Origin of the sequence: Undibacterium sp. Xuan67W (genome assembly GCF_049340165.1) — a bacterium.
Taxonomy (GTDB): Bacteria; Pseudomonadota; Gammaproteobacteria; order Burkholderiales; family Burkholderiaceae_D; genus Undibacterium.
Genome location: NZ_JBMPPN010000001.1, coordinates 121,720 through 141,454, shown reverse-complemented (window position 1 = coordinate 141,454; position 19,735 = coordinate 121,720). Strand labels below are relative to the sequence as shown.

20 protein-coding genes and 1 tRNA gene are annotated in these 19,735 nt (G+C 45.2%); 15 read left to right on the top strand and 6 right to left on the bottom strand.

What is annotated here, in order from left to right; all coding sequences use genetic code 11:
- Window positions 1–19: 19 nt before the first annotated feature.
- Window positions 20–104 (bottom strand) — tRNA-Leu (locus tag ACO0LE_RS00665).
- A 176-nt stretch (window positions 105–280) separates the two neighbouring features.
- Between ACO0LE_RS00665 and rnr the strand changes: the two genes are divergently transcribed.
- From rnr to cysE, 3 genes are all read left to right on the top strand, one after another.
- Window positions 281–2,776 carry a ribonuclease R gene (gene rnr / locus ACO0LE_RS00660; RefSeq protein ID WP_422958495.1) on the top strand — a complete coding sequence of 832 codons (2,496 nt, stop codon included), beginning with the start codon at window positions 281–283 and terminating at the stop codon, window positions 2,774–2,776.
- A 79-nt stretch (window positions 2,777–2,855) separates the two neighbouring features.
- The gene (gene rlmB / locus ACO0LE_RS00655) at window positions 2,856–3,596 is read left to right on the top strand and encodes a 23S rRNA (guanosine(2251)-2'-O)-methyltransferase RlmB (protein WP_422956608.1); all 741 of its coding nucleotides are present in this window, start codon (window positions 2,856–2,858) and stop codon (window positions 3,594–3,596) included.
- A gap of 121 nt (window positions 3,597–3,717) precedes the next feature.
- Complete coding sequence (gene cysE, locus ACO0LE_RS00650) at window positions 3,718–4,464, top strand: serine O-acetyltransferase (protein WP_422958494.1); 747 nt, start codon at window positions 3,718–3,720, stop codon at window positions 4,462–4,464.
- A gap of 229 nt (window positions 4,465–4,693) precedes the next feature.
- Here cysE and ACO0LE_RS00645 read toward each other — a convergent pair whose 3' ends face one another.
- The 5 genes from ACO0LE_RS00645 to ACO0LE_RS00625 all read right to left on the bottom strand — a co-directional run bounded on the left by ACO0LE_RS00645 (window position 4,694) and on the right by ACO0LE_RS00625 (window position 8,996).
- Complete coding sequence (locus tag ACO0LE_RS00645) at window positions 4,694–5,479, bottom strand: UDP-2,3-diacylglucosamine diphosphatase (RefSeq protein WP_422958493.1); 786 nt, start codon at window positions 5,477–5,479, stop codon at window positions 4,694–4,696.
- A gap of 28 nt (window positions 5,480–5,507) precedes the next feature.
- Complete coding sequence (locus tag ACO0LE_RS00640) at window positions 5,508–5,996, bottom strand: peptidylprolyl isomerase (protein WP_422956611.1); 489 nt, start codon at window positions 5,994–5,996, stop codon at window positions 5,508–5,510.
- 42 nt (window positions 5,997–6,038) lie between these two features.
- Window positions 6,039–6,701: a peptidylprolyl isomerase gene (locus tag ACO0LE_RS00635; RefSeq protein ID WP_422958686.1), complete on the bottom strand. Its 663-nt coding sequence runs from the start codon at window positions 6,699–6,701 to the stop codon at window positions 6,039–6,041.
- 16 nt (window positions 6,702–6,717) lie between these two features.
- Window positions 6,718–7,764 (bottom strand): L,D-transpeptidase family protein, encoded by a 1,047-nt coding sequence (locus ACO0LE_RS00630; protein ID WP_422958492.1) that lies wholly within the window; start codon window positions 7,762–7,764, stop codon window positions 6,718–6,720.
- Between the two features lie 221 nt (window positions 7,765–7,985).
- Complete coding sequence (locus ACO0LE_RS00625) at window positions 7,986–8,996, bottom strand: L,D-transpeptidase Cds6 family protein (protein ID WP_422958491.1); 1,011 nt, start codon at window positions 8,994–8,996, stop codon at window positions 7,986–7,988.
- A gap of 207 nt (window positions 8,997–9,203) precedes the next feature.
- On the opposite strand from ACO0LE_RS00625, the gene cysS reads away from it, so the two are divergent.
- The 12 genes from cysS (at window position 9,204) to ACO0LE_RS00565 (ending at window position 19,709) form a co-directional block, all read left to right on the top strand.
- The gene (gene cysS, locus ACO0LE_RS00620) at window positions 9,204–10,595 is read left to right on the top strand and encodes a cysteine--tRNA ligase (RefSeq protein ID WP_422958490.1); all 1,392 of its coding nucleotides are present in this window, start codon (window positions 9,204–9,206) and stop codon (window positions 10,593–10,595) included.
- Window positions 10,592–11,248, top strand: coding sequence for a DNA-3-methyladenine glycosylase family protein (locus ACO0LE_RS00615; RefSeq protein WP_422958489.1), 657 nt, complete (start codon window positions 10,592–10,594; stop codon window positions 11,246–11,248). The genes cysS and ACO0LE_RS00615 overlap by 4 nt, the downstream gene beginning before the upstream one ends.
- Window positions 11,249–11,297: 49 nt before the next feature.
- Window positions 11,298–12,272, top strand: a complete 975-nt coding sequence (locus ACO0LE_RS00610; RefSeq protein WP_422958488.1) for an acetyl-CoA carboxylase carboxyltransferase subunit alpha — start codon at window positions 11,298–11,300, stop codon at window positions 12,270–12,272.
- Complete coding sequence (gene tilS, locus ACO0LE_RS00605) at window positions 12,269–13,672, top strand: tRNA lysidine(34) synthetase TilS (RefSeq protein ID WP_422958487.1); 1,404 nt, start codon at window positions 12,269–12,271, stop codon at window positions 13,670–13,672. Before ACO0LE_RS00610 ends, tilS begins: the two co-directional genes overlap by 4 nt.
- Before the next feature lie 59 nt (window positions 13,673–13,731).
- Complete coding sequence (dnaQ, locus tag ACO0LE_RS00600; RefSeq protein WP_422958486.1) at window positions 13,732–14,442, top strand: DNA polymerase III subunit epsilon; 711 nt, start codon at window positions 13,732–13,734, stop codon at window positions 14,440–14,442.
- Window positions 14,443–14,995: 553 nt separating this feature from the next.
- Entirely contained in the window at window positions 14,996–15,313 is a 318-nt protein-coding gene (gene flhD / locus ACO0LE_RS00595; protein WP_262836001.1) for a flagellar transcriptional regulator FlhD, read from the top strand.
- 39 nt (window positions 15,314–15,352) lie between these two features.
- Window positions 15,353–15,907 carry a flagellar transcriptional regulator FlhC gene (gene flhC / locus ACO0LE_RS00590; RefSeq protein ID WP_422958485.1) on the top strand — a complete coding sequence of 185 codons (555 nt, stop codon included), beginning with the start codon at window positions 15,353–15,355 and terminating at the stop codon, window positions 15,905–15,907.
- A 24-nt stretch (window positions 15,908–15,931) separates the two neighbouring features.
- Entirely contained in the window at window positions 15,932–16,735 is an 804-nt protein-coding gene (locus tag ACO0LE_RS00585) for a class I SAM-dependent methyltransferase (protein WP_422958484.1), read from the top strand.
- A gap of 143 nt (window positions 16,736–16,878) precedes the next feature.
- On the top strand, window positions 16,879–17,739 hold the full coding sequence (gene motA, locus ACO0LE_RS00580; protein WP_422958483.1) for a flagellar motor stator protein MotA: 861 nt from the start codon (window positions 16,879–16,881) through the stop codon (window positions 17,737–17,739).
- Window positions 17,740–17,762: 23 nt separating this feature from the next.
- On the top strand, window positions 17,763–18,692 hold the full coding sequence (gene motB / locus ACO0LE_RS00575; RefSeq protein WP_422958482.1) for a flagellar motor protein MotB: 930 nt from the start codon (window positions 17,763–17,765) through the stop codon (window positions 18,690–18,692).
- 48 nt (window positions 18,693–18,740) lie between these two features.
- On the top strand, window positions 18,741–19,289 hold the full coding sequence (locus ACO0LE_RS00570; RefSeq protein WP_422958481.1) for a chemotaxis protein: 549 nt from the start codon (window positions 18,741–18,743) through the stop codon (window positions 19,287–19,289).
- Window positions 19,290–19,343: 54 nt separating this feature from the next.
- Window positions 19,344–19,709: a response regulator gene (locus ACO0LE_RS00565; protein WP_162020889.1), complete on the top strand. Its 366-nt coding sequence runs from the start codon at window positions 19,344–19,346 to the stop codon at window positions 19,707–19,709.
- Window positions 19,710–19,735 lie beyond the last annotated feature (26 nt).

Genomic DNA, 19,735 nt, shown 5'->3' with positions numbered 1-19,735 from the left:
AACGAGGCTTACAATGCTGTGGTGCCCACGGAGGGACTCGAACCCCCACACCCGAAGGCACATGGACCTGAACCATGCGCGTCTACCAATTCCGCCACGTGGGCAACGAAGACCATGATTATAGAGTATTCAGTAAAATTGTCAACTCTTTAGCGTGTTCTCAGTATTTTGATTTGGAGTAATGTTAGGCAATTAGCTTGCTCTCCGGTAAACTAGATGGGGTGTAGACTGATATCGTCACACTCTATTTTTAACAACAAAAAGAAAAGAAATTCACCTTTTGAATAAACATTCATATCCCATTCCCAGCCGCGAGGAAATTCTCGGCATCCTGCGCACATCGAGCACTAAGCAAAAAGTGGAAACGATTGCAGGCAAACTAGGCGTAAAACCTGAGGAGCTTGATGGCATGGTGCGACGATTGAACGCGATGGAAAGAGATGGTCAGGTCAAGCAGGATAAGTCCGGCAATTACACACTTGCCAATCAAGATAATTTTATTTCCGGTCGTGTCAGCAGTCATCGTGACGGTTACGGCTTTTTGACGCCTGATGATGGTAGTGAAGACTTGTTTTTGCCAGAACGAGAAATGCAGCGCGTGTTGCACGGCGATAGAGTCACAGCGCGTGTTGTCGGTACTGACCGGCGTGGTCGCCTAGAGGGTGGCATCATCGAAATCCTTGAGCGTGCCAATACCCATATCATTGGACGCCTGCTCAATGAAAACGGTGTCTGGATCGTTGCTCCGGAAGATAAGAGGTTTAGTCAGGATATTTTACTTGCCGGTTCGCCGGGTAAGGCAAAATCAGGTCAGGTCGTCAGCGTAGAATTGACGGAGCAGCCGACCAAATATGCGCAAGCGGTTGGTCATATCGTTGAGGTGCTGGGCGATGTCGATGATCCTGGTATGGAAATCGAAATTGCGGTCAGAAAATTCGGTGTTCCTCATGAATTTTCCGAGTCAGCAAAAAAAACGGCAGCTAAATTGCCATCCGAAATCCGTGATACAGATCTAGTGGATCGCGTTGATTTGCGTGATGTGCCATTGGTCACCATCGATGGAGAAGATGCCCGTGATTTTGATGATGCTGTCTATTGTGAAACAACAAAAATTGGACGCACAAAAGGCTACCGACTAATCGTCGCGATTGCTGATGTCAGTCATTATGTGAAACCAAACGACGCTCTCGATGGCGATGCTTTGTTACGTAGCACGTCAGTGTATTTTCCGCGCCGGGTTATACCGATGTTGCCGGAAAAACTGTCTAACGGCCTGTGTTCTTTAAATCCCGATGTAGATCGCCTGACCCTAGTGTGTGATATGGTCATTTCGCTTGATGGTGAAGTGACGGCATATCAATTTTATCCATCCGTTATTCATTCCGCGGCGCGTTTTACCTATACCGAAGTCGCTGCTATTTTAGGAAATACTAAAGGGCCTGAGGCGAACAAACGTCTGCCACTTGTACCGCATCTACTAGATTTGTATGACTGTTTTCAGGCCTTGCTGAAAGCCCGTCATCGTCGTGGCGCTATCGACTTCGAAACAACCGAAACCTATATCGTTTGTAATGCAGCAGGAAAGATTGAAAAAATTCTGCCGCGTACACGCAACGACGCTCACAAGCTGATTGAAGAATGTATGCTGGCAGCCAACGTGTGTGCTGCCAATTTGCTGGAGACGTATAAACAGCCAGGTACTTACCGTATCCATGCGGGACCGACAAAAGAGAAATTAAACCAGGTTCGCAATTTCCTGAAACAAGTCGGGTTATATCTGAATGGTGGCGACAAGCCCTCTGCGTCTGATTACGCTGAGCTGATGACCAAGATCAAGGGGCGCCCTGATGCGAGCCTGCTGCAGACCATGTTGCTGCGTTCAATGCAGCAAGCGGTATACAGCCCGGATAATATTGGTCACTTTGGCCTGTCTTATGAGGCTTATGCGCATTTCACCAGCCCGATACGACGTTACCCCGATCTGTTGACACATCGGGCGATTAAAGCAATTTTGCAAGGCAAGAAATACGAGCCGAAAGGCATCGATACTAGCTTGCTCAATACAACTGTATCAAATGCTGCGCGCAAGCAGCAGATTCTCGATAAGGCCGCGGGTAAAAAACCAAAATCTGAGCAGGACCTGACTATCTGGGATGCACTGGGAGTGCATTGCTCTGCCAATGAGCGCAGGGCGGATGAGGCGTCACGCGACGTTGAGGCCTGGCTCAAGTGCTACTTCATCAGGAATAAACTCGGTGAAGAGTTCACCGGCACTATTTCTGGCGTAACGCAATTTGGTATTTTTGTGCAGCTTGATGAAATTTATATCGAAGGCTTGGTACACATTACCGAGCTAGGCGCTGATTATTTCCAGTTTGACGATGCCCGTCACGAACTGCGTGGCGAACGTACTGGTAAGCGCTACCAGCTGACCGATCGTGTGACAGTTCAGGTCAGCCGTGTTGACCTGGACGCGCGTAAAATTGATCTGGCAATTGTGCAGCCAAGTGGTCTGAGACCGGCAGCAGGGCCAGATCTGCGAGAGCAGAATATTGGTGGCGGACGCGGTGGTGCTACTAAAGTTGGCGCGACTAAAGGCAACACGAAATCGAAAAAGGTCGTTGCTAAATCTGGCTCTCAGCCAACAGCGAAATCAGGCGCAAAAGTTGTTCCAATAAAGACCCCGGCAGCACCGGCAAAAGCGCGTCGCACTAAGCAGGAAACCACAGAGCGTCCATCGCGTGCCGCATCCCGGTCCGGCAAGAAAAAACGATAACATGTAATAAAGACGTAATGAAGGTTGACGGTGCAGTATTAACAGGTAGTTATATTTAGATAGTGAAGTAAAGTAAATAATGAAAAATAAAATGATTTTTGGCTTCCATGCCGTTACCTCACGCATCCGTCATGAGGCATCGTCGGTGGAAGAAATTTATGTCGATTCCTCTCGCGTCGATGGACGTATGAAGGATTTGATCAGTGCAGCAAAATCAGCCGGCGTACGCATTATCCCCGCGGATGATCAGCGCTTGTCGAGTATCGTCGGCACCCGTCGCCATCAAGGCGTGGTAGCGAAGGCTGGCGAGTTATCCCTGGCGCGTAATCTTGATGAATTGCTGGATGCAATCGAAGGCCCGCCGCTCTTGTTGATACTTGATGGCATTACTGATCCTCACAATCTTGGCGCATGTCTGCGTGTCGCCGATGGTGTTGGTGCGCATGCCGTAATTGCTCCAAAAGACCGAGCCGTAGGACTCAATGCTACCGCCGCTAAAGTGGCTAGTGGTGCGGCTGAAACGGTTCCTTACATCACTGTGACCAACCTTGCACGCACGCTGCGTGAGCTGAAGGAGCGTGACATTTTTCTGGTAGGCACTTCGGATGATGTAGATCAGACGATTTATGATGTTGATTTTAAGGGGGGTATCGCCATTGTGATGGGCTCTGAAGGCGAGGGGATGCGCCGTTTGACCAGAGAGACCTGTGATCAGTTGGTTAGTATTCCTATGTTCGGCTCAGTTGAAAGTCTGAACGTGTCTGTAGCCTCAGGTGTCTGTCTCTACGAGGCGCGCCGCCAGCGACTTCCCCGTCCTTAATTTATCTGCCTGAATATCATCTTGGCGCTGGCCTTGCCGCCAGCAGATTTTTGCTGAACGCGCTAAGATGCACTTCCTTAAGTAGTTTTCATTATTCGTTTTCCCTTTCCTTTATTACTCCATGTTTAGTCGTTTGCGCGAAGATATCGCGAATATCATCCAACGAGATCCTGCTGCCCGTAATACGTGGGAAGTCGTCACTTGCTACCCAGGGTTCCATGCAATTCTGATGCATGGCTGGGCGCAGTGGTGCTGGAGTCATGGCTTTAAATGGCTGGGGCGGTTTATCTCTCATCTGGCGCGTATCTTTACCGGAATTGAAATTCATCCCGGAGCCACGATAGGGCGCCGGGTATTTATCGATCATGGCTTTGGTGTTGTGATCGGCGAGACGGCAGAGATCGGTGACGACTGTACGATTTATCAGGGGGTGACGTTGGGCGGAACCTCTTTGTCTAAAGGCGCCAAGCGTCACCCGACCCTGGAGTCGGGCGTGATAGTCGGAGCTGGTGCTAAAGTGCTGGGCGGCTTTACGATCGGTGCCGGTGCGAAGATAGGATCAAATTCTGTCGTCGTTAAACCTGTGCCCGCCGGTGCGACTGCCGTTGGTAATCCTGCGCATATCGTGAAAAAAGAAACAGATGCACAGTATGAGGCGACGGCGAATTTATTCAGCGCGTATGGGGTCACGTCTAATGGCGATGATCCAATTTCTAAAGTCTTGCACAAGTTGATCGATCATGCAGCATCACAGCAAGAGCAAATAGAAAAATTGACCGCAGCGATTGCGACGGCAGGTATTGCATGCGAAGCCCAGTTATTAGCAGAAAAGCTGAATCCTGAGCAGATCAATAGTTTGGTTGATTAAGGCGAAATATTCAAGTAGCAGGCACAGGTGAATCTAGGCTGCTATACGACATTGGTGCGATCGCCGGAGGCGCTTGTACTAAAACATCTTTGTCCGTGATCTAATTCTCATTCCAACTCATTTAAACCAAATAAAAAGGCATACTCCCCACTCATGGTGAAAAATATGCCTTGTATCCGCACTGTTTTATGGGTGGGTAAAAATATACTAGACTGGAGTATATGAATTGTTAGGCGACGATTGGTGTGCCATCTACATCAAATCGAATGAATTGACCATCCTCGTATAATGCCAGCCATCCTCCGCGTTTTTCCTCCGCATCACACTCCCAATCTGGCAGAACATAACGGATTCCTAACTCATGAGTATGGAATGCTGGCCGGTGGGTATGACCGTGTATCATCACTTCAGCACCGCTGTCTGAAAAGAGCTGATTGATCGCATCAGAATTTACATCCATGATTGCGGCGGTCTTGTTCTGCTGTTCTATTTTACTATCTTGCCGCATTCCTTCAATCATCGCTGTGCGCTCAGCTAGAGGCATGCTGAGAAACTGATGTTTCCATGCTGGCTGACGCACTTGATTGCGAAACGCGATGTAATCAAGGTCATCGGTACATTGCTGATCACCGTGTGCCAGCACAATTTTTTTTTCATTGATCACGATCGTGCTTGGGTCTGGCAGAAGCCTGGCGCCAGTTGCTTTAGCAAATTGCTCGCCAACTAAAAAATCACGATTGCCCGCGATCCAGTAGAGTTGAGTCCCCGTGTCGCTGACTGCTCGTAGAGCACTGATGACCGTCTGATTGAATAGCGCATCGATCGCGTCGTCACCTGCCCAATACTCAAACAGATCGCCTAATAGAAATAGCTGTCTGGCTTGTTTGCCATGCCGATGCAGAAAGTCAAAAAAGGCGGCCACTGTATTTGGAAGTGATGCGCGTAAATGGATGTCAGAAACAAAAAGCGCAACCAGTGCTGGTTGCGCTTTTGCGTGCTTGTGTTGATCAGTCACTATTATTTCGTTCTTTTCAAAAGCAGAATTAAACGACTTCGGCTTTTTCGATCACTACGTTTTCAACTGGTACGTCTTGGAACATGCCAGTGCGTGTAGTTTTTACGGATTTGATTTTGTCGACGATTTCTTTGCCTTCTGAGACTGCGCCAAAAACGCAGTAGCCCCACCCGTCTTGACCCGGATAGTCAAGGAAGCTGTTGTTCGTTGTATTGATGAAAAACTGTGCTGATGCTGAGTGTGGGTCGCCAGTACGTGCCATGGCGATTGAATAACGTTGATTTTTTAAGCCATTTTTTGCTTCGTTTTCAATCGGCGCATTCGTCGCTTTTTGTTTCATCCCTGGTTCGAAACCGCCACCTTGAATCATGAATCCGTCAATCACGCGATGGAAGATGGTGCCATTGTAGTGACCCGCTTCCACATAGGCGATGAAGTTGGCGACAGTTTTAGGTGCTTTATCAGCGTCGAGTTCGATGGTGATGTTGCCATGGTTAGTGGTGAGAATAACGGCCATGATAATCCTTGAAGAAGTGAAGAAAATTGATGTAATTGTATATTATTTAAGTAACTTGGCTGATTCAATAATGACAGCTTTGTTTGGGACGTTTTGCATCATTCCCGACTCGCTTGTCTCTACTGCTTTGATCTTCTCTACGACATCCATTCCTTTGATCACTTTGCCAAATGGTGTGTAGCCAGCCGTTGCCAGCAGGGCTTGTGCCCGTGGTGCAGTAATGACATTGCCTCTACGTTCATACTGCACAGGATCGCCTTCAGGTAATACTTGATGATTCAGAAAGTCATTGTCATTTACATTGATAAAAAATTGTGCAGTCGCAGAGTTTGGATCATTCGTGCGTGCCATCGCAACGGTGCCGAGCTCATTTTTAAAGCCGTGCTCAAGTGCGTATTTCGCCTCCAATGCAATCGGCTTGCCAGTCGATTTTTCTTTCATGTTTTTATCAAAGCCACCGCCCTGAATCATGAAATTATCAATCACACGATGGAATACTGTACCGTTGTAATGCCCGGCTTTAACGTAGCGGAGGAAATTTTCAACCGTTTTCGGAGCGGCTTCAGGATGTAGCTCAAGTACGATTTCGCCCAGATTGGTTTTGAGTGCCACTTTAGGTAAGTCTTCCGACCAGGCGGCACATGTACCGAGTAACATGGCGGTACTAGCGAATAGGGTGATGATGTGGCGACGGGTCAGTGACATAGTTTTCCTCGAAATATCAAACTTGTGCTTCATAAATGATTCTCCATTTTGCCGCTTCTTTAATCCAATACTGCCGCTTTCTGACACTGGTTTTGCTCTTGCTCGCTGTAGTTTCCTGAGTGAAAGTGCTGACGATCATTTCATCTTTTCCCGGATAACGAAACTGGGTGACTTCTTTTAACTTGATTGACAGATTGTGCAGACCTTCGGTTGCTTGTTGCTGTTTGGGAAACCATGCATTCAAATTATCACCCTGAACGGTTTTGAAGTTTCTCGAGTAATTATTCAGAAGGCGATTCGGGTTTTGACTTTCTAGATCCGCACGCCAATCTTCCAGCATTTTACTCGCCGATTGTTTATCTGCATTCCATTTTGTAAAGTTTGAAAACTCTACTTGCTCGCTGATAATGACGGGTGTTTTTCCTATGTCAATCATGGCAGCAATTTTCAAAAAATCGGGATTGGTTAAGACCACGCAGCCATCCGAGGCTAAAGGAGGGCGGCTAAAATTTTCTGAAGGAACACCATGTAACCAAATACCGGAACCGCTTCTGCCATTGATCTTATCCCATTCATTTGGATAATTAATTGGTAGTGCTCCCGGGCCATAAAAATCAGGGAGTTTAGATCCTGCCAGACGACTGGTAATGTAGTACACCCCAATAGGAGTTTTTTGATCGCCTTCTTTAATTTTATTGATGCCGAACTTGCCTTGGCTTACATAAAAATCCGTCACGAACTTAGGCTGCCCCGCATTGTTCTCATACAGGTATAGGCGGGACTTTTTCGCATCGACGATCAGTACTTGCTTTTGATCATCACGCAATTGCAAAATGTTACGAGGAATCAGGTCCGGGTCCGGTTTTTCGCGGATAGATTTTAGTCTTGCATAGGCTTCGTCCCGCAGATCCTTGAGTTTTTCCGGTGATGCGTTTGCATTACCGCCAAAGCTATTGACCTGCTTCGTATGCATCAGGAGGAGATCGCCACGGATCAAATGTCCTAGCTGGAAGTTGGGATAGGCTTCAACTAATTCATCTGCTTTTAACTGCGCTTGCTGCAACTTGTTTGCCGCCAGACTTTTATATACCTCAAGTAATAAAAGGTCAGGATTCGGCAGTCGCTGAACTGCTTCAGCAATAGAGGTTTTCTCAGCGCGCGATTTTGCATGCGATGGCATAGCTGCGCTCAAGAGCGCAATCAATATCAGCGATAAAAAAACGGCGACGAGATATTTTCCGCACTTGTAGGGCGGGGAGGTCAAAAACGGAACAGAGCGATACATCAGTTACCCGCGCGCTCCTGCTTGATCAGCCATTTGCCATCCTGCTTGACCATGGACAAGGATTTTCTGCTATTTGCAGTCAATTGATCCGAGCTATAAATTTGTCGGAATTTAACGATGGCGCTGCTGCCATCTAAGGAGACTTTAGGGGACTCGATTTTAACGCTGATACGACCCTTGCCCTCAATACGTGTGCGACGTTCTTCTGCCCAGGCTTTACGAGACTCACCTTTGGGTGTGTCAAAATCTTTCGCATAATGGGCTAGGTAAGTGCTGGTGTCTTTGCTGCTCCAGGCTTTTGCCCAATTCTCGACCGCTTTCAGAACCTCGTCCTGATCGCCGTTTGCAGGTGCAGCAGCTGGTTTGCTGGCAACTTTGGCTTCAGCTTTTTCTTGCTTGTTTGGTTCCGGTTCGGTTTTGGCTGGGGTGGCTTTTGCCGGACTTGCGGCAGCTACTGTCGCCGGGCTGACTGAATTTTTGGGGTTGGTGCCGCCTGTGGTGTTGCCAATCAGATTTTTAACTAACGTCAGTTTGAGTTTTGCGCCGGAGTTGCCAGAGTCCAATTGCAGTGCTTTGTCGTAGGACTGGCTGGCTAACTTGGCGTATACATCTCCAAGATTTTCATGAGCAGTGCCATAAGTCGGATTGGTTCTGATTGCCATTTCCAGCGCGGCACGTGCTTTATCGTATTGCCCGCTAGACGCATACAGTACAGCCAGGTTGTTATATGGCTCTGGTAATTCCGGATAGTCGTCAGTGAGTTTAGAAAACACCGTAATCGCTTCAGTTGATTTATTTTGTTCGGTCAGTATCAACCCTTTTAAAAAACGCAATTGAGCATCTTTTGGGCGTTGCGCCAAGATAGAATCCACTTTTTGCAGCGCTTCAGCCGTTTGTCCTGCACGAAAAAGCTTGGCGATATCGGACGTGTCATCTGCAAAACAGGGCGAAGACATGAGCGCAAGAGACAGGCTAGATAATGCAAAAACACTTTGAACAAGGTGGCGCATAGTAAATGGACTTGGTTTCATTGGGGAGCTGGGGAACATTGGTTCAGCAATGTTATACTGAATATAAAGCGACATCTTAACAAATATGCGCACAAAATGGGTTTTTGACACGCTTTGCCGTCAACTGTCAGTTACAGGTCGTTTGAAATTGAATCAGTTGGCGCAAATTCGAACAAAGATCGCAAAAAAATAATTCATACGCAGCTCATGAACAAACAAAAAATATACAACTCCCTGACCCGCGAAAAACAAATTTTTGTTCCAATTGAACCCGGCAAGATACGCATGTACGTATGCGGAATGACGGTATATGACTATTGTCATCTGGGACATGCGCGCGTCATGGTGGTATTTGATATGGTGCAGCGTTGGTTGCGCAGTTCAGGTTTTGATGTGACGTATGTCCGCAATATTACTGATATCGATGACAAAATCATCAAACGAGCGGTGGAGAATGGCGAAACTATTTCACAGCTTACGAATCGTTTTGTTGACTACATGAATGAGGATGCGCAGGCTTTGGGTGTGCAGGCGCCAGACTATGCCCCGAGAGCAACACAATATATTCCTCAGATGTTGCAATTAATTTCTAAGCTTGAAGTCAATGGTTTGGCATATAAGGCGACGGATGGTGATGTGAATTACTCTGTCCGTGATTTCCCCGGTTACGGAAAATTGTCCGGCAAGTCCCTTGATGATTTACGTGCAGGTGAACGTATCGACATCAACACAGGTAAGCGAGATCCTCTGGATTTTGTTTTGTGGAAATCGTCCAAAGATGCTGAACCTGCCGAGGTTAAATGGCCATCTCCGTGGGGACTTGGACGACCTGGCTGGCATATCGAATGCTCGGCAATGGCGGGCGATCTGTTAGGGGAACATTTCGATATTCATGGTGGCGGACAGGATTTGCAGTTTCCGCATCATGAAAATGAGATCGCCCAATCTGAAGGCGCTCATCAACATACTTTTGTAAATTACTGGATGCACAATGGTTTTGTGCGTTTAGATAATGAAAAAATGTCTAAATCCTTGGGCAATTTTTTTACTATTCGCGACGTGTTGAAAAAATACGATCCTGAAGTTGTCCGATTTTTCATCTTACGTGCACATTATCGCAGTCCTTTAAATTATTCCGATGCACATCTTGATGATGCGAAAGCTGCGTTATCCCGTCTCTATATCGCTCTGAAAGAAACGCTTACTGATGATCTGCCTCTGGATCAGGATGATGATTACTCAAAACGGTTTGCAGAGGCGATGTGTGACGACTTTAATACACCTATTGCTATCTCGGTTTTATTTGATTTGGCAAACGATGTAAATAAGAAAAAATCGCCACAATTGGCTCGGCAACTTAAGATGCTTGCCGGTACCATAGGCTTGTTGCAGCGTTCACCGAACGATTATTTGCGTGCTTCACCCGAGCTAGCGGATGCCGGTGAACTCACGGCGATTCAAGACAGAATTGATGCTCGTCTTGCGGCAAAAAAAGCGAAAAATTTTGCTGAGTCCGATCGCATTCGTGATGAATTGCTGCGTGAAGGGATCGTTCTTGAAGATAAGGCCGTTGGTTTGACTGAGTGGCGCAGGGTATGAGCGGCGCGGATACGGCATTGAGTCATAGAGGGGCTCCGCAAGTTCCTGAGTATTGGGAGAGCGCAAAAATCGAGTTGATGAAGCGCGACAGGATCATGCGCAAACTGATTCCTCAGTTCGGCGACTTGTATTTGGTCGGGCGCGATGATCCTTTTACCACGTTGACGCGTTCAATAGTCGCGCAGCAAATTTCAGTCAAATCGGCTGATTTACTCTGGCAGCGCTTTCTTGAACTTTGTCCTAAATGTACTTATACGCAGGTATTAAAGGCGGGTAGTGAAAAACTACTGGTCTGCGGCCTGTCCAAGCGTAAAACAGAATATATTCTGGATTTAGCTGAGCACTTTAAAGAAAAAAGAGTGCACGTCAATAGTTGGACGGAGATGGCAGATGAAGACGTTATTTCGGAGCTGATACAAATTCGGGGCATAGGACGCTGGACAGCAGAGATGTTTTTGATATTTAATCTGCTCCGTCCGAACATATTACCTTTAGATGATCCTGGTTTACTCAAAGGCATTAGTAGCAATTATTTTTCAGGTGAGCCGGTTTCCCGTAGCGACGCAAGAGAAGTGGCTGCGAATTGGGGGCCGTGGTGTACAGTAGCGACCTGGTATCTGTGGCGTAGCCTGGATCCCGTTGCTAAATCGTAATTTTAAGTAAAGCTTATCTTCAACGCTGGTTGAAATAGTAGGAGGCACGATGACTAAAACGACATTCCTTGGGTTTGAGCAATCTATTGCTGAGCTCGAAACAAAAATCGAAGAATTGCGCTTTGTGCAGGACGATTCTGCGGTTGATATCTCGGAGGAGATCGACAGGCTCTCTAAAAAGAGTCAAATGTTGACCAAGGATATCTATGCGAAGTTGACACCTTGGCAGGTTTCTCAAATTGCACGCCATCCACAACGTCCATATACGATGGATTATGTGAATCAAATATTTACCGATTTTCACGAATTACATGGTGACCGTAGTTTTGCTGACGACCAATCGATTGTAGGTGGTCTGGCTCGTTTTAACGGTCAGGCCTGTATGGTCATGGGTCATCAAAAAGGACGCGATACTAAAGAGCGTGCTATGCGTAATTTTGGTATGCCGAAACCGGAAGGTTATCGCAAAGCGATGCGGTTGATGAAGCTGGCTGAAAAGTTTAATATCCCCGTATTCACTTTTATTGATACAACCGGTGCCTGGCCAGGTATTGACGCAGAAGAGCGCGGCCAGTCTGAGGCGATCGGACGTAATTTATACGTAATGGCGGAATTAAAGGTGCCGTTGATTACAACCATCATCGGTGAGGGCGGTTCTGGTGGCGCGCTTGCTTTAGCGGTAGGTGATGCCGTCCTGATGCTGCAATATGCTACGTATTCGGTAATTTCACCTGAAGGCTGTGCTTCCATTCTCTGGAAAACCTCAGGCCGAGCCTCTGATGCGGCCGAAGCACTTGGTTTGACTGCACATCGTTTGAAGGCCATGGGTTTGATTGACAAAATTATTAATGAGCCTTTAGGTGGTGCACATCGCGATCCTAAACAAATGTGCGCCTTGGTCAAGCGCGCTCTGGCTGATACCCTGCGTCAATTTCAAGGATTAAAAACGAAAGATTTACTTGCTGCCCGCCATGAAAAATTGATGAGTTACGGCAAGTTCAAGGAAACTAAGCTTTCAGAATGACAGTAGTAAAAAACGAGCGTACGTTGATTGATCATTTTCAACGTACGCTTGAGCATATTTTGCAAATAAATGATATCGATTTAAGTGATACAGGCCTTGCTGTTGCATACAGTGGCGGCTTAGATTCTTCAGTATTGCTAGATCTGGCAAAAGTCTTTTGTCAGAGAAAAAAAATTCCTCTTTTTGCTTTTCATGTTCACCATGGGCTGAGTCCGAATGCAGATGACTGGCTGCTTCATTGCTCGAAACAATGCGAATCCATGGGCGCGACTTTCGTCGGGACTAAGGTTGTTCTCGAAAATGTGCATAAAGACGGAATAGAGGCCTCGGCAAGGGATGCCAGGTATAAAAGTCTTGGCATGTTGTGCTCACAGTATAAATTGCCATTGATTCTGACCGCCCATCATCAAGACGATCAGGCCGAAACGGTATTGTTACAGCTCTTGCGAGGCTCGGGAGTGGCCGGTTTGTCTGGCATGGATCAATTTAACCGAGCCCCTAGGCTTTTGTGCAATGACTCTTTACTCATCGCCAGACCTTTACTTGCGATTACAAGGCAGAGGATGGTTGAGTACACAAATGACAATGTGATTGCCTATGTCGAAGATGAGTCCAATATCGATACACGGTATGTGCGGAACGCATTGCGACATCAATTGATGCCAATTTTGTCGTCTATTGCCCCTGGTTATGCTGAGCGTCTATCCAGAAGCGCAATGCATGCTCAGTCCACCAACCGATTATTGACGGAGATAGCAAAACAGGATCTTCATTCTTGCGCTGCAGACAAAGAAGGATTGTATATTCCTAGCGTGATCGCTTTGGGGGCTGACCGGATCGATAATTTACTTCGGTATTGGCTGGCGCTTAAAGGTTCACGTATGCCGACCACTGCTCGTTTAGCAGAGCTACGTCATCAGCTTTTCGAAGGCCGTGAGGACGCAAAAATCAGTGTTTATCATGATAATTTAGTTATCCACCGATATAAAAACAGAATTTATTCGTCTTTAAGGAGTGCAATAAAAATTGCAGATGTGGTTCCTCGACAGTTTTGCTGGAATGGTGAGGCATTGATGGCGTTTCCTGAATTTGGCGGGATACTTCATTTTGACGATGCTGATTCGGGCATTTCAGCCGATTGGTTAAAGGAGACTATGTTGACAATGCATCCGCGACAAGGCGGGGAGCGTTTAAAGTTAGCATCAAATCGACCAACGCGTGATATTAAAAGCCATTATCAAAGTATGGAAATCCCATTTTGGGAGAGAGATCGTCTGCCTCTTATTTCTTGTGGAAAAAAATTACTATTTGCTGCGGGCATCGGTTCAGATGCCGCATTTTTTGATACGTTGCCAAACCCGCTGGTTCGCTTACGCTGGGAATTCATTGTGAATGAATAAAATAGTGTTTCATTATTTCAATATCTCAATACTTCAATAAAAAGTGACTACATAAAATTATGAAACGACAAATAGTATTAGACACTGAAACGACGGGTTTAAGTGCCAGAACAGGTGATCGTGTAATTGAAATTGGTTGCGTAGAACTGATTAATCGCAAATTAACCGGAAATAATTTTCATCATTACATTAATCCAGAGAGAGACTCAGAAGAAGGCGCATTAGCAGTTCACGGCTTAACCACAGAGTTCTTAAGCGATAAACCAAAATTTGCCGAAATTGTGGATGAATTTTGTGAATATATTAAAGGTGCAGAGGTCGTAATTCATAATGCGCCGTTTGACGTGGGATTTCTTAATGCTGAGTTTGCGCGACTAGGATTGCCATTATTCTCTGATTATGCCGAGGCGGTTACGGATACGCTCGTACAGGCAAAAGAGTTGCATCCTGGCAAACGAAATTCTCTGGATGCCTTGTGTGACAGATACGAGGTATCAAATTCTCATCGAAAACTTCACGGCGCCTTACTAGATGCAGAATTATTGGCCGATGTGTTTTTGGCAATGTCGCGTGGTCAAAACAGTTTTGCCATTGAAGTGGAGGAGACTGTTGAGATAAAAATGGTGGAAGCGGTTATTCCTGACATACCAATTGGCGATGTAATTGTGCATTACGCATCAAATTCCGATTTGGAGGCACATGAATCCTTGCTCAATGTCTTAGACAAAGAAGTTCGCGGGCAAAGTATCTGGCGTCAGTCTCATCAATAGGTCTTTTCGTTACATATTTCCCTTCCTTAATTTGGACGCAGTAATTTTTCTGCGTCCCATCTCCTTTCATGCGTTCCTGTAAGAATTTCTCCCAATTAGTGTCTATTTTTGCAAAAAATAGTTCCTATTGATATGAGAATTGTTGCGAAAACACGATTTATTTTTAAAACTCTCTAAAGTTTTTAGATATTCAGACGTTAAAAATAACAGAAAATATTTTTAAGTTTTTTTTAAAAAAAGCCTAAAGTTCTCGAGATTCTTGCCGTTAATGTAGTGTAGCTGATGAGATTTCTACTTGAAATTTACGATAAGCCTTTGTTTTTATTGATATTTTTCTGGTGTTCTCCTTTGCTCAATAAAATTCAATTTTCTTTTTAATTCTTTTTAAAAAGATATCAAATATATCCTGTAGGAAAAAATCCTACGGGATATTTCAGTTTTCAATTACTTAATATTCCTAGTTCGTCCTATACATCGGTAAATTTCTTGGTCTCACAATGTGTCTCAACGGCAATCAACTCTGTGCCGGGATAACATGATGGAGGATGTGAAAATGACACCGAACGATATGATGGCTGAAATTCGCGATGCAAACCTGAGCTACCTAATGCTTGCTCAGCAGATGATACGCGCAGATAAAGCAACTGCCATATTTCGCTTGGGTATAGCAAAAGAAATTGCTGACCTGATCGAAGGTTTGAATAACGCACAAATCCTTAAGTTGGCGGGCTCAAATATGATGCTTGCACGCTTCAGATTTGAAGATAGTGCCATTTTATGCATGCTGACAAACTATAACAAAGAGCGCGCTTTGGCTCATTCTCATGCAGCCATTCTAATGGCCGGGCAAGCTGTCGAAGAAATTCATTAATTTAGTTGGTTGTCGTTAATTCGTATTGGGGTGAGTAAAATGGTGAGCAAAAGTGTCGTGAACGAAGCGCAAGAAATCCAATTGGCGATTGATCTCGTGAATCTGGGGGCGCGGCTGCAATTGCTGGAATCTGAGACAAGTTTGTCCAGGGAGCGCCTTTTAAAGATCTATAAAGAATTGAAGGGCGTATCTCCACCAAAAGGCATGTTGCCATTCTCCACAGATTGGTTCATCACCTGGCAGCCAAACATTCATTCTTCGCTATTTATGAATATTCACAAATACTTGAATGACCATGCTGAGATTAAAGGTATTGAAGCGGTAGTGAAGGCATATCGTCTATATCTTGAGCAGGCCCCGGTTGCCTCTGGTGAGGAATCTGTACTATCTCTGACTCGTGCCTGGACTTTGGTTCGTTTCTTCGACGCAAAAATATTAAAATTTGCAAAATGCAGTAAATGTGGTGGACAATTTGTTGCGCATACACTGGATTTGCATGATGATTATGCTTGTGGTTTGTGCCACGTTCCTTCTCGTGCTGGGAAAACAAAACGAGTTCGGGAGTTGGATTCTCCTTTGGCGATGGTGGCCTGATGTAAATAATTTTCCGGAGATCTTTTGAGCATAGAATTAGAAAAAAAATTTGAGGCTCAAAATATTCTGTCGGATAAGGCAAGGTTTCCTCCGGCGGCCGAGGCATTATTCATCCAGATTTTTTCTTTTTGTATTTGTGGGTCAGGTATTTTTTTTACTCACCTGTTATTTGCAAAAAAAATTTCCTTAATATCTTTCTTGTTAGTTGGCGCTTTCGTTGCGGCCATTATTTCCTATTTTCGTAAAATGGATTGGTGGTGGTGGGCTATCCAATTCTTCTTTCCAATCTCGGTTTTTGCACTTCTCTCCTTAGATATTTCTCGTCATTACTATTTGGCGTCATTTATTTTTATGGCGTTACTCTACTGGAGTACTTTTCGAACGCAAGTTCCATATTACCCATCTAAGGCGACATTGCCCGCGGTCATCGATGATTTTTTGCCGCGTAAGCCATTGAGGTTTGTTGATTTGGGAAGTGGTTTCGGTGGGCTGACTTTAAGTTTGTCGTTAAAACGAGCTGATAGTTTTTTTTGCGGTGTCGAAATTGCGCCTTTACCCTGGCTGATTAGTTACTTGAGGGCTCAAATTCACTCAGCCAAGGTAAGTTTTTTTTTAAAAAATTATCATGACATGACTCTGGGTGAATATGATGTTGTATTCGCCTATCTTTCACCTGCAGCGATGCCTTCACTTTGGGAAAAAGCAAAATCAGAAATGCGCCCCGGTACATTGCTGCTGAGTTATGAATTTGTTGTCCCTGATATAGAGCCAGATTTATGTATAAATACTGATTCTAACGATCCAATTCTCTACGCATGGCGCATATAATGATATTTATGAAATATATTTCTAAGGCAATATTTAGCTGTTGATATTATTTGTAGAAATGAAGGTCCTAAATTAGTTTGCAGATCATATTTTCACTTCCAATTAAATGAGTAGGTCCATTTGCTTATAAAGGAGTATGGCTCGTGTTAGTCATCGTCGGCTATATTGTAGTAATGGGATCTGTATTTGGCGGATTCGTCATGTCCGGTGGACATCTTGCTGTTTTGTTTCAGCCGCTCGAGTTGCTGATGATTGGTGGTGCTGCCGTTGGTGCATCACTGGTTGGTAATAATGGCAAAACTCTTAAGGCCTCTCTCAAAGCGATTCCAGGTGTTTTGAAAGGGTCTAAGTATACTAAAGCGCTCTATATGGAGCTGATGACGATGCTGTTTGATGTGCTGACTAAAGTGCGCAAAGAGGGGTTGATGTCTATTGAGGGCGATATTGAAAAGCCGGAAGAAAGTCCGCTTTTTAGTAAATACCCTTTGATCGTTTCTGATCATCATTTGATGGAATTTATCGGGGACTACTTGAGGCTGATGGTTTCCGGAAATATGGATGCGTTCCAAATCGAAAATTTGATGGATAACGAGCTTGAAACGCACCATCATGAAGGTGCGATGCCCGCTCATTTCATTGCGAAATTGGGTGATGGTCTTCCCGCTTTTGGTATCGTGGCTGCTGTTATGGGTGTTGTTCACACCATGGAATCTGTAGGTATTCCTCCCGCTGAGTTGGGGATTTTAATTGCACATGCACTGGTTGGAACATTTCTAGGTATCTTACTTGCCTATGGCTTTATCGGCCCATTATCGAGTTTGATGGAGCAGCAGTTGGATGAGTCATCCAAAACATTTCAATGTATTAAAGTAACCTTGCTTGCTAGTTTGAACGGCTACGCTCCGGCACTTGCAGTGGAGTTCGGGCGTAAAGTTCTCTACTCTACGGAGCGGCCAACCTTTAGTGAATTGGAAGAGCACATAAAGCAATCCAAATCTAAGTAATTTAATGTCATTGGGAGCGCAATATGGCGAATGAGGAACTACGGCCAATTATCGTCAAGCGTATAAAGAAAGTCGCCGGTGGTCATCATGGCGGTGCATGGAAAATTGCGTATGCCGACTTTGTGACCGCAATGATGGCTTTCTTTTTGTTGATGTGGTTACTCGGCTCAACGGCGAAAGGTAACTTGCAGGGGATTGCTGAATATTTTCAGACTCCTTTGAAAGTTGCAATGGCGGGTGGCGAGGGCAGTGGTGATAGTTCTAGTGTTATTAAAGGTGGTGGTAAAGATCTGACCTTGCGCGAAGGGCAAAATAAAAAGGGGGATGTTGAGGCTCCCAAAAAGAGCTATAACCTCCAAGCTGCGGAAGCTGCTCTGGCAAAGGTAGATGCCGAAAGACTGAAAGGACTCAAAACTAAAATTGAGGCTGCCATTGAATCAAACGCGACATTAAAACAATATAAGAAACAACTTTTGCTCGATATAACAACCGAAGGATTACGTATTCAGATGGTGGACGAACAGAACCGCCCTATGTTTGCTTCTGCGAAAGCAGAGTTACAGCCATACACGCGAGAGATTTTGCATGAAATTGGTAAAGCGCTGAATGATGTGCCCAATAGGATTAGCTTGTCCGGCCACACAGATGCTGCTCCATATGGCAGTGGTGAAAAAGGTTACAGCAATTGGGAGTTATCTGCAGATCGGGCCAATGCTTCACGTCGTGAGTTGATCTATGGTGGTATGGATGAGACAAAAGTACTCAGAGTTGTCGGTTTATCGTCTTCCGTTCTATTTGATAAAAATGATTCGCTCAATCCGATCAATCGGCGTATTAGTATTATTGTGATGAATAAAAAAGCTGAAGAATCTGCGTCACAGGATGGAGGTTCAATTGAAGTCAGTAATCAAACTGAATCAGGTGGCGAGGTTTCGGTTAAGGTCAATAAATAAGCATTGTTTATCAACAGGTCGGGTAAATTCAGAATTGGGATGCTGAAGATGTCAAAAAAGAAAATGCTGGGATCTGAGGTTAAAGAACTATTGTCAGGCGTGTCTGATCACGGTAAGGAGCACTTGCTTGAGGTCGAAACTGATCTTGTGCAAACGACCATATTGCTCGCAGAGGCGATTGAGAAACTCGGTTCAAGCTTCTTGGCATTGCATGCTGCAATTTCCAGTCAGCAAGAAGAGATTGATTTAATTATTTCTACTGGCGAGGCTCCAGCCGAGAGCATCGACCGACTTAAAGTGCTCAAAGATGATATCGCATCACATATTAATGCTGCCGTCACCAGCCTGCAATTTCAAGATCTCACAAGCCAGTTAATTTCCCGAACCGTTCAGCGTAGTGCAGGTTTGCGTGAGGTTTTAAGCAATTTAGGGATTGTTGGCGACGGCATACCTCACGATGGAGAAACCGACGAAATTGCGATATTGCTTAGAGAAATTACGCTGAGGCTGGAGAAACAAAGTGTGGAGCTGAAAAGCTTGTTAAGGAAGGCAGTCAATCAAAAACACTTGGATAGTGGTGATATCGAATTATTTTGATTGCTTTTAATGTTGGTGGGTTAATGTACTTTTCATTAGTTTAACGGAGTGATGATGGCCAAGACAATTTTAGCGGTTGATGATTCTGGTTCATTGAGGCAGATGGTGGCGTTCAGTTTGAAAGCTGCAGGATATCAAGTAATTGAGGCGGTGGATGGCCAGGATGGCTTGGAAAAAGCCCGCAATCAAGTGGTTGATCTTGTTTTGACCGATCAAAATATGCCAAGAATGGATGGCTTAACGCTCATCAAATCTCTTCGTGGCCTGGCAACTTATCAACGTGTACCAATTTTGATGCTCACGACTGAATCCAGTGATGATATGAAGGCGAAGGGGAGGGCGGCAGGTGCGAACGGTTGGTTGGTGAAGCCGTTTGACCCGCAGAAATTGACAGAAGTCGTCAAAAAAGTAATTGGTTAATTGTCCTCTGACTAGATTTTATAAAT